Origin of the sequence: Nocardia sp. FBN12 (genome assembly GCF_050320175.1) — a bacterium.
In the GTDB taxonomy this organism is placed as follows: Bacteria; Actinomycetota; Actinomycetes; order Mycobacteriales; family Mycobacteriaceae; genus Nocardia.
The window spans coordinates 4,005,690-4,021,037 of record NZ_CP190048.1 but is presented as its reverse complement, the minus strand read 5'-3'; the positions used below and the strand labels follow the sequence as shown (position 1 = coordinate 4,021,037).

4 protein-coding genes are annotated in these 15,348 nt (G+C 64.6%); all 4 read right to left on the bottom strand.

What is annotated here, in order from left to right:
• Positions 1-7 precede the first annotated feature (7 nt).
• Complete coding sequence (locus ACQHI0_RS19170) at positions 8-3,166, bottom strand: DEAD/DEAH box helicase family protein (RefSeq protein WP_427903236.1); 3,159 nt, start codon at positions 3,164-3,166, stop codon at positions 8-10.
• A gap of 446 nt (positions 3,167-3,612) precedes the next feature.
• Positions 3,613-5,985, bottom strand: coding sequence for a hypothetical protein (locus ACQHI0_RS19165; protein WP_427903235.1), 2,373 nt, complete (start codon positions 5,983-5,985; stop codon positions 3,613-3,615).
• Positions 5,986-6,146: 161 nt separating this feature from the next.
• Positions 6,147-8,366 (bottom strand): MBL fold metallo-hydrolase, encoded by a 2,220-nt coding sequence (locus ACQHI0_RS19160; RefSeq protein ID WP_427903234.1) that lies wholly within the window; start codon positions 8,364-8,366, stop codon positions 6,147-6,149.
• Positions 8,363-14,701, bottom strand: coding sequence for a hypothetical protein (locus tag ACQHI0_RS19155; RefSeq protein ID WP_427903233.1), 6,339 nt, complete (start codon positions 14,699-14,701; stop codon positions 8,363-8,365). Before ACQHI0_RS19155 ends, ACQHI0_RS19160 begins: the two co-directional genes overlap by 4 nt.
• Between the last annotated feature and the right edge of the window lie 647 nt (positions 14,702-15,348).

Below are 15,348 nucleotides of genomic sequence, written 5' to 3'. Positions count from 1 at the left end.
ACCCTCCTCAGGGGCGTAGTCGGGAAATGACCTGTTGGGCCTGATTGCCGCCGCGGAATTCGGCGGGCGGTTCCACATCGCGGAGGCTGGTCATTGCGGGGCCGGTGAACAGCTCGGTGAGCCAGTCGGACTGCCACTGTTGGACACGGGGAAGTTCGATCTCCTGCCAGCGGCGCTGGGCGTCGTCTACGAGCCGTTGTTCGTCGGCATGCATGACGACGCCCGGAACCGGGCAGCGATAGGCCCGTGCAATACGTTCGGAAATGTGGGGTAGGAGGTCTGCAGCTCTGGCGTTCCACCATTCATGAAACCGTTTGGTCTTGCCGATGTTCTGCGTCGTCCCCCAGGTCGAGTGCCGGGTCTCGTCCCATAACAGAGCGCAGACGATGCCGGGCAGGGTTCGCTCGATGGCTCTGCTCGCGAATCGGTTGACCGGAACCGGTTCGACCATGCGTTCCAGGGCTGCGTGGGTGGTAAGGAAGCTCTGGTACATCGATGTCTCACGTCGGTTGTTCCGGTCGAAGATGTCGATGACGAGCCCTACGTGCCGTCGGCCGGCTCGTGCGGTTGCCTGGATGTAGTGGGCGTAGGTGGGCGGCATTCCGGCGAGGATCTCGAAGTTCAGCCGGTCGAGATCCACGCCGTGGGACACGACTGAGGTGCCCACGATGCCACGAATGCGTTCTGCCCGACTCATGGCGGGATCAGATGCCTCGATCTCGGCGATGATCGCGGCGAGCTCGCCCAATGACGACTCGCCGGTGAGGTATTCCGATCGCACCCGGTCGGTACCGGCGTTGATGAAGTCTTCCGATAGACGATTGAGATCGTCGACGATGTTGACCCCGTGTGCTTTGGAGTTTACGTAGGCGAGTGCGAGCTCGTATGCGAACAGCATCGACCTTGCTTCGGCCGTGGTGAACGTTAATCCGGCGTCGGTCATCGCGGCGAGCAGCGGGGCAGGGTCGTCGGTGAGGTGGTGGATGTGTTCGACGATGTGGGCGGTGACCGCGCCGGTGAGGTCCACTTTGACGGTGCCACCGCCCGAGGGCAAGACGCCGAGATAGAGACGGCGAACGTCGTCGGTGACCGTCGTGTAGAAGGATCGGTCCAGAGTGCCCCCGCCGGTGGGGAACATGCGCGGCCGGCGGCCGTAGACCTGGGAAAGCTGGTCCTCGAACTGCTCGATGGTGGCGGTAGCGGCGATCACTTTGGAGGGTTCACTGTGTGCACCGCGCGCGAGTTCGGCCAGCAAAGTGTGGTAGTGCGCGGCGAATACTCCGAGTTCTTCTCGAATGAGATGCAGCTCGTCTTGGACCCACAGTGCCGGTGTCGGGTCCTTGAACCCAGTGGGCGGCGTGTGCGTCGACGGTGCGGTCGAGCAGTCCTTGGCGATGCATCCCTGGTGTGTGTACCAGCCGTGTTGTGGGCATCGCGCGGAAGGGCCGTGGTTGATGGCGGTCAATTGGCCGTTGCGAGCGAAGGCGCAGACCTTGTCGAGGGTCGATACGACGACCGAGGACTGGTAGCGGGTGGTCTCGTCGTCGCTGGCATGGATCGCCAGCTCATGGTCGCAGGCGCGGCATACATGGCGTAAGCGCTGATCGGTGAGATCGCATTCCAGGCCGACGCTGTTGTCGTCACCGCAGGCGGGACACGCACCGACGAGTCGTCTCTTGTCGCGCTCTGACTGCGATTGTCTGGCGAAGTTCGCCAGGCCCGGCCACCAACCGTGGGTGTCGGGGTAGGCCAAACGATTCGGGGTATTGCCCGCACCGACGAAGTAACCGAGCGTGAAGGAGTCGCCGGGAAGGTTGTGCGCCTTACGCACGATCTCCGCGTGATGCAGTATCGCGTTGACCCGCGAAAGTTGCTGCACGGACAGCATTCGCAACGGGAACAGCAGCCATGCGCTGGTTCCTCGTTCTTTGCCGCGAAAGCGGTCATAGAAGAGGGCAACGACGATCAGTCCGAGATATGCCTCGGTTTTGCCGCCACCGGTGGGAAACCACAGCACGTCAACGGTATCGAGCTCCTCGCGCAGGCGCGGGTCGGCAGGGTTTTCTCGGCCGGCCAGGGCGGCTAGCTCGGACACGATGAAGACCAGCTGGAAGAGTCGCCATCGTGCGGTCGCCCCGCGGGCTGCAGCGAAGGAGTAATTGGCGAGCTCGAAGGCGCGGGCAAGGTGCGGATCGGTCCGCAGCAGATCCAATCCGAGCTCGAAACGCTGGACCTCGGACTCGAAGTGATCTCGGAGGGCTTGAATCTGTCGCCGCTCATCGGTGGTCTGCGCTGCGCTGAAGTCCCAACCACGGTGGAAGCCGCGCATCTCTGCACTCAGCGAATTCAACGCGGCAGTCCATTTGCCGGCGAGATTACCGAACGAGATGTCTGTCGGCTCGCTGGAACTGGTGTGGTGCTGGGTGTGGATCGGAAGAGTGTCGGCGATCACCATATTCGGTCTGTCTCCTGGACGGGCGACGCACCCACGCCCCCGGCCGACCACTGTTGCGGCGGAGGCATAACGGCAGTCGTCGTCGGCAAACCCGAGTCGGCGGGGTAGCAGCTCAGGGGTATCGATGGTGACCGAGAGAGTCGTGTCGTAGATGGCCACATCCTGTAGGCCGCGTGCTTCGATCACCAACGCGTTGGTGATCGATACTGATACAGCCGTATCCCCGTCCACGGTGGGCAGCGTCGAGACGGTCACACGGGGTATCGGAGCGATTGGCGCCCACCGCCGATCACGGCGCGAGTCGACTGTCTGGCGGTAGGCCGCCTCGGTGCCCGAGACTGCGGCCACCGGCAGTGTTTGGTTGTTCGTCAGCTTCCAGAGCGCGGTAGCGCCGGCGTAGTGGTCCCGCACCGCGTTCTGCGCGTCTGCTGCCAACGGGCAGCCTCCCGGCAGCTCGCTGCTGATGAGCATGTACTCGTCCCCGATGATGGGGATTGACATCGACAGGCTCACGTGGCGTTGATCGCGATACCAGGTCGGGTTGAGCGTGACTGTTGGGCGGCGTCGGGAGTTGTCGGAGGCCGAAGCGGTCAGCCGCCCGGCTTCTGCCGACACGTCGGTGAAGGCCGGCAAGAGCGGCTGGTAGATGGCGTAGCCGACCTCAAGGGTAAAATCGACGGTGGCCGGAGCTCCTTTCACCACGAAATCCACACCGATGACTCCGCGGTTTTCAACCGGAGGTGTCGTGGTCGGAGGCGTGGTTTCGCCGCCTTCGCTGGTACCGGACGCGGCCGTAGATGCGATCGTGGCGCCCAGCACTCCGATGCGGACTCTGTGCTCAGGAGCCCAGGGGAAAGGGTGCTCGCCACCGGACCGGTCGGTCAGCGCATCGACCAGTTCCGCGAGGATGTAACGGACCAGGGTCTCCTCGGCCCGATTCTGCCGACTGCGGCCGACGTCGACGGGCGGTGTCCGGGTACCGGTGGTGTGCGGGGTGACTGCGGTCATGTCGTCCTTGAACAGTGTGCGGTTGCATTCGAACCGACGTCTCTGGTCGGTGACCCAACCTCTCGAGGTCCGAGAAATGATGTCTTCTGTTGTGCGCCAAGGTGTTCGGCACAAAGACTACGCTTCGGCCGCGGCCGGTCAGCGTTGGTTCACTGGATCCGCCCCGAGAAGCTGGCCGGTACGTCGGTGGGCGTGCCCACGCTGATGACCGTGGCGACGAGAAACTCGTCCAATAGTTCATCGGCTCCGTCGCCGATGAGGCTCCGGAGCTTTTTCACGGCGTCCCCGGCGTGGCCCGAGGCCAGTGCTTTCACGAAATGGCCGAGTGATCGGTGCAGGGTACGGAGCCGTCCGGCCACACTGTGTAGAAGCCACAGATCAGGAGACGTTTGCTGTGCGGCTTGAAAGACGGCAGCGATATCCTGGGGTACTCGGGGGGCGATGGTGTGGCCGCTGGCCCACATTTTCAGCTCGCCGGGGGCCTGCGCGCCGGCATCGCGTACCGCCGCTATCGCGGCCTGCAGCGTGGTATGCGTCTGCAGCACTGTGCGGGCGGCCCTGCGGAACTGTCCGAGTATTGCATCGAGCGCAGCGACATCATCGTTGGTGTGACTGAGGGTTACCAGGCGGGCATGCACCGAATCGGCGCCGTCACCGGCCGGAACGACAACTACATCACCCGGTCGAATGTCTCGCAGGGGTAGATAGCGGTGGTTGCCGGTGACCACGAGTATCGGCGTGGCCAGGTCGCCGTCGTGGTCGTTCTCGGTACGCACCCACCAGGTCCGGCCGTTATCGAGCAGTATCGGCACACAACTGGTGGTTTCGGGGCCGAACCAATCGTTGGATGCCGTGCCGAGGATTGATGATAGGTCGATCGACCTGTTGGCGCTGTCGAGTACATCTAGTATCGATAGCTGAGGTAGATGCAGTTCTGGTGGTTCCGGCGGTGTGCTGTGGAGTTCGGTGGCCACTAGTGGGCCAGCGACGGATGCGGGCTCAGATGCCCCGAGCGCCCGGAACGTATTCCGCCGCCATGCATCGGTCGTATCGTACCAGCGACGTAGTTGGTGCCGCAGGATGGCGTCTTCGACATCGTATGCAAGCAGCCAATTCTCGTCGGCCTCACCACTGAACAGCAGTGAGAAATGCCGTGCCGGGGGATTTCCGGTAAGGATCTGAACGCCGGCGTGGCGGGGTGGATAGCGCTTGGCGAACGTGTCGATCTCGACCCTTGCGCTGATACGCGCCCACAATGCGATCTGCGCGCTGGTCCGGTTCTCGCTGCTGAGCGATTGCGCCGTGGCCACGGCCCCGGCGTTGCTGTGGCAACGGATCAGGATCCGACCGCAGGTGGCATGCTCGGCGCGTGCGAGCAGCCCCCAGAGGAGGTCGAGCTTCGGGGTGGATTCCTCGAGATGTCGCCACAGTGCTTCGACAGCGACCTTGAGCTCGCCCCACCGCGCGACGCCCCATGCGTGCCATGGTCCTGGGCCGGTGAACGTCAGGCCGTTGAGGACACGCAGCAGGGCCGCGGGGCCCTCCCCGGGGCGGACCGCCATGGCACAGGCCCTGCGATAGTCGTACACTGCCGCAGCCAGCCGGGTACCCGAATAAAGCAGCTTCGTCGGGTAATCGAGTGCTTGGGGCACGAGCCCGTCGGGCCGGGTCGCCAAACAGGCGAAGGCATGCGTGATCGCAGCGTTGATCTCCGTGTCACCGGCGCGGTAGATGCTGAGCGGAGGTTGCTTCTCACGCCACAGCATCCACATACTCGACAGTGGACTGGGTTCGGGCTTCTGCCTGTTGAGTTCATAGACCAGCGCATTGACCTCCGCATCGGTCACGGGGAGAACCAGCGGTGTGGAGCCAGTCGCGGTGACGGCTTTTACCAGCGATTCGTCGCCGATATCGCCGAAGACAACTGTCGACACAGCTGAGTGGTGTGAGGCCCAGGTGAGCATCCTCGCTCGGCTGTCCGCGGAGGTGATCGAGGCCGCATCGATGATGACCAGTGGTGGATTACATTGCGGCAGTACGGGATTGCCGATTCGAGTGTTGACATAGATGAGGGAACTATCTGCCGAGCGGGGGGCGGCGCCGACCACCGGAACGAGGTATCCACTACGGGTAAGCCGCTGGGCCGATAGCGGGTTGTTTCGGTCCAGGGCCATATTGCGGTAGTTGCGCCACCGGAGGTTTCGCAGTTGCTCGGTCAAATCGACGTCGAGCGCGGCGAATACAACCGGTCCGGCAACCAAGGGTTGCTGTAGGCGCAGTAGGTGCAGACAGATTGCGAGCGTCAGCGCGATTCTGTGGTCGGCACGCGGTAGCTGTAGGACCGCCACAGTACGGGGCATCTGGTCGATCAGGTGACGACTGAACGCAACCAGCAACTGGTCGACCGCCGATACCGGGACAGCAACCCCGTTGTCGAGGAAAGTGCTGTAAGCAAGGCCGTCCAACCCTGCATCCGTGGTCCCGGGCAGCAGGAGGTCGATCAGGGATGGGTCTTCGGTCATCCGAGAGCCTTTCATGCCGGGCAGAAGAGATCGGTGGTTGTCCGGCTTTGTCGACTGAGATCGATGGCGTGGCCGGCCGAGTGGTCACGTCGATCGCGGGCCCCACGTCCCGCAGACAGTACGAGGCGTGGCGTGGATCAGCGATTTCTGCGGGAAGGTTGTCAACTGATGGGCTGCCAACGGTCGGTGGAGGCAACGCGGAACCCACGGCGGGTCAGGTTGTCGGCGAAGTCTCGTTGTTTGGACGCCACCCCGTGGACCAGCATTACTTCGGTGGCGCCGACCTCGGTGATGATGGAGGACAGGCCGCGTCTGTCCGCGTGCGCCGACAGGCCGAACTTCGTTACTCGCGCGTTGACCACGAGTTCCTCTCGGTCGAGTACGAAGGTGGCTCGTCTGGTGGCCTTGGCCAGCTCGAGCAGCTCGAACCCCGGAGATTCCTCGTCCTGATAGCCCGCGAGCAGCAATGCCGCGTTCGGATCCGGGAGGATCGAGCGTGCCCAGGTGACCGCGGGACCGGCAGTTAACATGCCCGACGTAGTGACGATGACCCCGCGCCGGAATGTGCGCAATAGCTGCTCGCGCGCGCCCGGCTGCACCGCCGACACCTGATCGCCGTAGATCTTCAACGGCCTCGCGCTTCGAGCGGTCTGTTCCTCGTAGATCCTCGCGATGTCTTTGGCCATTCCATCGATGAGAACCGGCACATCCGGCAGACGGTTGCGCAGAGTCAACGCCACTTCCTGCGCTCTCCCGAGCGCGAAGGCTGGCACGAGCACCCGTCCACCGTTCGCCGGGTCGCCGACAGTCTCCGACACCATCCGGACGAACTTCTCCACTTCGGCCTCGCGGTTGGAACTGTGCTGCCCGCAGTAGGTCGACTCGATGACCAGTAGATCGGACCCGCGTGCCGCATCGGGCACGACCAGACCGGGAACACTGATCTGGGCCAGGTCCGACACGTCCCCGGTCACCGTCACCCGGTTCGGGCCGGCGCAGACCACCACGCCAGCCGCGCCGAGGATATGGCCGGCAGGGAACAGCGTGACCGTGACACCGGCAGCAATCTCGACAACCCGACCGCATTGCACCTCCTTGATGCGGCGCTGCGCTGCATGGACCTGCGCGTCCCCGTAGGGCGGCTCGGCCAGCGGTTCATCACTGCCGACATGGTTGCCGCGGGAGCGGTCGAATACCCGCACCGAATCGCTCCACATCGTCGGGAGGATCGCCGCGGTCTCGGGGGTGCAGATCACCGGCACTGTCGGGTAAATCGCGGTCAGTGCCGGTACGTACCCGGCGTGGTCGTTGTGGGCGTGCGTGATCACGATCGCGGCGAGTGGCCCGGCGAGGGCCACATCTATATCTTCCGGCCCGGCTTGGTCGATGCGCTTGTTGACCCGCATCCCGGCGTCGATGAGAATCCGGACGTCGCCGGCGGTCACCAGCATGCAGGAGCCACCGATGTCGGTCCCCCCGCCGAGCGGCGTGAGCGCGATCTCGCGCGGCTCACCGACCGACACCCGGTTCACTGGTTCGGGCGGTTCGAGCAAGGCGTTCAGTACTGACAACAGCACGTCCGGCGATACCTCAGCACACGTCAGTGCCGCAGCAACCATCGGGTCGGCTGCCGGTGCCGCCTCTGCCGGCGGAGTATCGACGGCCGCTTCACGTTCACGGGGATCGACGTCGATGTCCCCGACCGGCGGAAGGGTGGTCAGTGGTGGGAGAATCGCTGCCTTCAGTACCGCTGCCGCTGCCAGCACGTCGGTTGCCAGTTCCGCCACACGGTCGCGTTCGGCAGCCAGTTCGGCACGCAGCCCGTCGATGACGGCCAGCGACTCGTCCCGGTCCTCCTCGGCCCTTTCGAGATCGCGGCGCAATTCGTCGGTCTCTGCACGGGCGTAGTCGCGCTGCGCTCTGGCTCGGTCGCGGGCCGTGCGGATCTCGGTCAGGCGTCGTTCGTACCGTTCCAGCCGACGTGCGGTCGCCGGGTCCTGCGTGGCTGGTCGGCGTTCGTCCGCAATCGCCGACTGCTCGCCGTCGGCTCCGGCCTTCGAGGAAGGCTTGGCCCGCCCACGTCGTGCCCGGATCGCCCGCGGGTCTCGCAGCGCTGCTGCTGCGGTGGCACTGTCGGTGGCACTATCGCCCAGCAGTGCCACCACCCGTGGATGCGTTTCGCCCAATTCGTCGCGATAGGTCTGCGCAAGTTCTGCTCGCAACGTCGATGCCCTCGCCACGAGTTCCAGCAGCGTGGCCCTGTTGGCCTGGGCAAACGCCCGAGGATCTATCTGCTGCCCGGCGTAGGCCGGCGACTTCAGAACCGCACAGGCCGCATCGAGAACGATCGCTTCGAGCAGCTGCGGTGCGGTCCGACTCATCGGCGTGCACGCTTGGTCGCGCCGACCATGACGGGTTCGAGCTTGAACCGTCCGTCCTCGCCCAGGCCGACGAGGACACCCAGCCCGCGCAGCACCTCGATGACGTCGGCCGTACTTGCGTACCCGGCGGCGGCAACCGCGGCGGGGGTGAGCGCATTGGATTCGTCATCGTCTTCGCCGCGCAGGGTGAGGTATTCGGCGAGCGTATCGAGATCGGCCCGGTCCTGCGCGCACGTCTGCACGAGGAAATCCCAGGCCTGGCTCAGCGTGGCGTCGCTGCGTACCCCGGACGTCTCGACCAGCTCGTGGCAGCGCTCGGAATCCTCTAGGCGAGTCCGGATCTCGCGCAGTGGGTCCGAACGCAGGCCCGAGCCATGCGCGGTGAGATCCTCGGCGATCTTGTTCAGCAGGATCGGCCAGCCGCCCGTCACCGCCAGCAATTCGTCGCGAGCGGCGTTGTCCTGGAATGGCAAGGGCGTTTCGGTCAGCCACAGCCGCAGGTCGGTCCGGTCGTATCGGCGCAGCTCGGTCAAGCCTGAGGAGATGTCGGCCTCGCGTGCCGCGGCTGGCCATGTCGGTGCCTGTGCTGGTCCGGACACCAGCACGATCCCGAGGGTGCCACCGGAGTGGGTCGCGATCAGTTCTCGCGCCTGCTTCCATGTCGCCCATGCGACGTCCCGGGAAGCGGTCTTCAGGTTGACGAGCACGATCACATGTCGCCCGGCGGCCATCAACGTTCCCTGCTGACACTGCTTGGCCAGGGTAGCCGGGTTTGCTTCTCGTATGTGGCCCCCGCGATGGCCCGAGACCGCACGGTCGTTCTCGTCCTGTAGCGCCCTCAGACAGCGTTCGACGGTCAGGGCAGGCGAGCCGATGACATAGCGGACCTGGCTTCGGGTTGCGAGCAGATCAGCGATCTGCTGTGAGGTCAACGGCCCTCGGGTCGGTCCGCCACCGAACTCTGGCCGCATCATGCTGCCGTCGAAGCTTTCGGGCAGTTCGATCGACTCGGCCTGATCGAGTACCGCTTCGACCTCCTCTCTGGCACCCAGCAGATCGAGTACATTCGGTGTCCGTAGTCGGTATCCGTTGGTCGCATAGGACAGCACTCCGAGGTCCACACATTCATCCAGCAGCGCCCGAAATTCGCCGGCGCGAACGTCTTCGGCGGAAAACCCGGTCGGCCACCACGTCTCGCACTCGTTGCGTAGCTCGCTCGGTGTCATGGTCGCGTCGATGCCGCGGGCGTGTGCATGCAACGCGACGCTGTAAGCGATGATTTTGTACCGGGGATCGAGGTCTAGAGTCCAATCGAACCGCTTGCGGAATGACCTGCGCAGATGCGCGTCGGCCCACACCTGTTCGACATCGTCGGCGTGCACGGTCTGCGGTGGCGCGTCCTCAGGCATCGACGCAGCCTGCAGATTGCGTAGCAGGTGCGCGGCGAACAGCTGAATGAGGGCGGGCTGGTTGTTCGCGAGCGCGAGGACCCGCGCGGCGTGGTCGGGGTCATCGAAGTGATATCCCAGCGCGCGCAAGGGACCGGTGAGCAGATCGTAGGCGGCCTGGGGGGCCAGAGGTCCGACGCAAACGGGTTCACCGAAGTGCGCCAGCGGATGATTCGCGAGGCGATCGAATCGTGCCGTTTGGTGCAGCCCGGCGAACACCACTTTCACTGCGCGCCCGGTCCGCTCCATCAGTTCCTTGAAATGGGTCACATGTGTGAATCGTCCGTTGACCGCTTCGGCGTCGCCGTCGAGGAATTTGTCGGACTCGTCCAGCAGTAGCAGCAGTTGCCGTCCCGGACGAGAAATAATCCAGTCGGTGATGTGCTTGGTGAGCGCACCGGCAACATCACCGGCCGGAATATCGGCTGGCACGATGTCCCGCCTGGCCAGCAGCGGCCAGAGCGTTGTCCACACCGCCTCGACCGACACCGCCCTGCCGATCTTGAAGATCGATTCGTAGATCGCAATCCGGTCACTCTGGTCATCGAACTGTCGAGCTGCCTGCAACAGTAATGCAGACTTGCCGAGCTGTCGGCCGCCGTAGACGATGCAGGGGCCCATCATGTCGATGATTTTGGCGCGTTCCTCGTTTCGGCCGTAGAACATTTCCTGCCGGATGCTCGCGCCAGGGATGTCCGGAGCGAACGGCGAGGATACGGTGAACGGCAACAAGGCTGACATGGTGATCTCACGACTCGGTTCGGGCTGGCACGACAGGTAGGCGAAAGCGGCGTCATCGATCACGATTGTCGTCGGTAGCCGTCGGTCGCTACGGAACAGACCAGCCAGCTCGCGACGTGCGACGGAATCGAGCGTGCCGAAGTAGAACACCATGACCGAGTGATCGTTCGGCTCGTCGCGCAGCGTCTCCACGAGTTCACCCGGTGTCGGACCGTGCCAGATCCCCAGCAGACGCAACGAGTCGCCTGATGGACTCATCGCCGACCCGAAGGCCGGCAGCAGGGCACTGCCAGATGTAGGCTGCACACCGTGCAAGTCCAACCACCGACCACGGCGCCCGGAGTGCCCGCGCCGCGTAGGCGGGGTGGTCGCCTTGTCGAATTGGAATCCGACCTGCCCGAGAATCGACCGCACGTTCCCGATCCGAGACTCGAACGACCGGGCCTGCGCAAGCTGTATCCATTGATCGATCCGGACCGCGGCGGTTGATCCGCGGCCGACCTGACTCAGCTCGATCCCGGCGGAGATCAGGGTGTCGGCGAGCTCCCCGGCAGCCAGGTCGCCGGTCGATGCGCCTGCATTGAGTGCGCTGCGCAGCTGGGCGAGAACAGGGCCGGCGGCCTCGACCGCTGGACAGGGGACGGCGAATCTGTCCGGGAACGCCCTGAGAAAAAGGGACAGGTGATCGGTGGTGTCGTGCCGGGCGGGCAGCTGGCCGTTGTCGCGGATCGTGACCACATACTCCGCCGCAGTGGTGAGGTCGCCTTTGTCGATACACTGCTGGATCCGATCGGCGGCGTCGAGGGGCATCCCGGCGGTGTCGAGCGCAATGCGGGCGGTGGTGATCGCGGACTTCACGGCCTCGGCCCGATCGAGCTCGATCTTGCTGAGACGGTCGAGCACGACATCGAAGTCGCTGCGCGCGCCGCGGTGCGGGGTTTGACAGGCGCGGGCGCGGGTGGTCAGGTCGGTCCATGCGTCCGCGTTCAACCGACCATACAACCGGTCGGTGTCGATACGAGCCGCGAGCGCGGCGGCGTTCTGATCCACCTCGGCGATGGAGGCGTCGATCGCAGCTTCGCGCTCGGCCGACAACTGTTGCGCAAGCCGCGGGTTGTGAGGCCGCAGGGTTTCGATGAGGAGCTGGGTACCTAGTTGGTCGTGTCGTTCGGTGCGCGCGTTGAATGTCGCGATCCAGCCGTTTTCCCCGTTACGCAGAGCGTCGAACGCGGTCTGGATGTCTGTCGCCGTGGGCGGACGGCGTGGCTCAATCGATGGAAGGAGTTCGACAGCCGGGGCCAGGGTCAGTAGTCCGTTGAGGGTACGGGCCGAAGAGGTTTCCGGACCGTCGATCACCTCGGTGCCCATGAGCAGATCCAGCGCATTGTTCAGCAGTGTGAGCCCGGCATCGGTCGCGGCATCACGGGCCTCATCTCCGCTCTCGCACAGCTCTGCCAGTTCGGCCAGTGCTGGTTTTCGGACTGCGGCCACGCTGTTCTGCAAATCTGCTATCGGATCGGTCATCCACGTCCCACCGCCGAAGGACAGCGTGTTTTCCGTAGCGGTGACCCATCTGGCCAGTAGTTCGGTGACGTCACCGGCCCAGTCGAGCAGTTTGAGCCGTGCCTGGGCCTCGATCGGTTTCGTGTTCCGCTTGCGGCTTCGGGTATGTGTTGCCGCCCGGTCCAGGGCTTGCTCGAGACTACGAGGTGTGCGTAGCTCGGCAACGCGGGTGCGGACGAATCCCAGGTCCTCCGGCGACGGCGTGGCGGATGCGACAACGCGCAGAGGCGCGCCAAGGTAGCCGTCTTCCGGTGCCATCCAGCTTTGCCATAGTTCTGTCGCCGGGCCGTATTTGATCGTGCGATTGGGGGCGTTGCGGAGCTTGGCGGCCGCCTCGTGGGCGAAGGCTTCGTACTCCGAGGCGGCTTCAGACGCTTCGATCACTGCGTTGGCGTTGCGGGGAGTCAGGTAAACCCCGGCGTAGATGGCGGCTTGGAGCAGCTCTGTCAGCTTGCCGACGGCGTCGCCGGAACGCACGACGCTGGTGGCGGACGCACGAAGCGGATCGGATGCGCCAGCGATCGGGGACAACAAGCCCGCGCGGACCGAGGCCCCGTACACGAGCATCTGCAGACCGGGATGGTCTTTGAGGTCGCTGGGTTCGAGGTCGGCGATAGTCGCGGCGAATTCGGCCGCATTCGATCCGGTGGAGCTTTTTATCGCAGCGGCGAGCGCAGCGAGCCGGTGTGCGGCTCGGATCGAAGTACCGCCGTTTTCCGCGACCGTGAGCCAGTACGCCAGCGCCAGCTCACCGGAACGAAGGAGCGCGGTGTACAGCGAGGTCGAATTCGATGTCTGCGGGCCGGCCGTGTCGAGGCCGGATGGCGGAGCAGTCCGGGCCTGTGACGTGTACTGGGCCGAACTCGATTGCGGGACAACGAACTCCAACTCGGCGAGAAAATCCTCAAGTCGCTCGGCCCGCTGTCCATGGTCGGCCGCCGCGGTGTTCTCGTCGCTGGTGGCGCCGCCGTCGGCCGCAGCAGCGCGTTTGTCCACGCCGTTGTCGTCGTATGGGGCTGCGATGGTGACGGGTACTGGCGTGTACGCGTCGGGCGACTCGGCGCTCGCCCCGGCCACAGTCGTATCACCTAGGACGAATACGTCGGGGACATTCGCGAACGAAAGCAATGGAATCGCGGCAGGCAGCGTGGCCCTGATCACCTGGTCGAGCTTGTGGGCACGCTCGGGGTCTCGGCCGGCGAGTCCGATGAGGTCGAGCAACGCGAGGAGAGCACGGACTGTATCTGCATCGCTGTCGACGGTGACCTCACCGGCCAGAGTTTGGACCTGCGCGATGTCGGCGGCAAGGAACTCGTATCCGGCCAATGCCATCAATGCCATAAGGCGCCGCACGCGCTCGACCCGTTCGGCGGCAGCGCTGGCCTCGGCGACGGCGTGTTGTGCTCGCTGCAGGGCCGCACGCGCCGTGCCCAGGTCCGCGGGCGCCTGGTCGGTAACGGCTGTGGCGGCGGCCAGCAGCTCGCGCAGGTTCACGAAAAACTCCATGATTCTGGCGATATCGGTCGTCTCGGACGGGACACCGTGCGCGACCGCAGTAGCCAGGTCCGGCAGGACGACAGCGGCTATCGTCTGCCGCTCCTGCTCTACGCGCTCACCTAGGGAAATCCACTCGGCCAGCAGTGTCGGATTCTTTCCGGTACGAAGTTCTTGGGCTGCTTCGGCCGTCATACGTTCGGTCAGACCCGCCACGGTGGACTCGGGCGCCGCCGCGGTGGCTCCACGGGATATATCGCCGCCCTGCAGGGCATCCATGTCCTCGCTGCTGATGTCGAGGGCCTTCGGATCGTCGGGATAGTCGTAATCGCCGAGCTCGGAGAGCATCTCCACGAGCACCGCCAGCGGGGTGGGTCGTTCCGGCAACGATGGGTACCGTTCTCGAACCGATTGCCATACCTGTCGAGCGGCATCGGTTTGCGTTGTGCTCCAGAACGGAGGCGGGTCGGCGAGCAGCCAGGCGAGCGCGGCTGCATCGCCGGCGTGCCCGGTCACCACCATCGACGACCAGAGCGCCACTCGTGCCGCCGGTGTCGATCCGAATACCTCGATATCGAACAGGCCGGCGTCGCGCCAGCTCTGGTTCAGCGAGCCGAGGGCGTCTGTCAGCTCGTCGGGGTCGGCGCTGAGGATCGCGGCGAGTTGGGACTCAGCCAGCGTGCTGGTCACGAAGGTCGCTCTGATCGATCCGTGGAAGAAGTCGTGCAGGATATGTGCCGCCCGCTCATCGTCCGCGCGAGCAAGTGTGGCCTGAACTGCCACGGCGATCTTCGCAGGGGGCGCGCTGGTAGGAAGCTTGAGTCTCCTGTACAGAAAGCCGGAGTGAGGAGGATCGAGCCTCGGGACTTCGGCAATGAGGTCGGCCCGGCCGAGGGCGCCGGCTGCCGATTTCGCGATCCTCGCTCTCCCCAGGATCTGACACTCGTCCGCGGTAAGCCCTACGCGATCGACGGAAGGTTGCTTCTCACTGTGGGATTCGGTGCACTGACTCAAGGCGTCCCCTTCGTTCGCAATCTGACCCACAAGACCGACCTCCGAGGCGCGTGTCCTGCTGGCTAAGCCGAGCACAGCAGCGCTACTCCGAAAGCTCCCCTATCCTGTCGCAGGCTGACTATCTGGTGTTGCAAGTCGAAAGAAATCTGAAGGAAACTGCAGGTAGAACAGCATATTCAGACGTGGGCTGAGCTCTCTTCTCGCTGCCGTCATCGTCGCGATCGGTCGCTCCTCCCACCCGCGGGTGCACTAGGCACTTCGAAGTGCCTACTTCCTGTTGGGAACTTACACGTCAATGTTGAAGCAAGGCTCCGATAGACGCCAACCGGTTTCGAGTTGAAGGCAGAGGGATGAACGCACCCTCCACTTCGCTTCCCGCGGGGGGAAGCTAGACCCTGGGCGACCTGACTTTCACCCGGTTCGGCTACGGCGCAATGCAACTCGCCAGACCGGGGTCATTAGACCCATGCCGATCGCAACGGCGCGCTCGCCGCCCTGCGTGGGGTCGCGGCGTTCGGAATCACCTACATCGATGCCGCCGCCCGACGCCTACAGCCGCGCGCCACCAATCAGTTGATCCGCGAAGCATTGCACCCTTACCCCGAATCGCTGCACACCATGACCAAGGCTGGCGCGATCAGCAGGGCGGCTGCCCCCGACCGACGAGCCGAACAGCTGCGCCGCGCAGTCAACGAGAACCTGAAGGCACTTAGCTCGAGGCG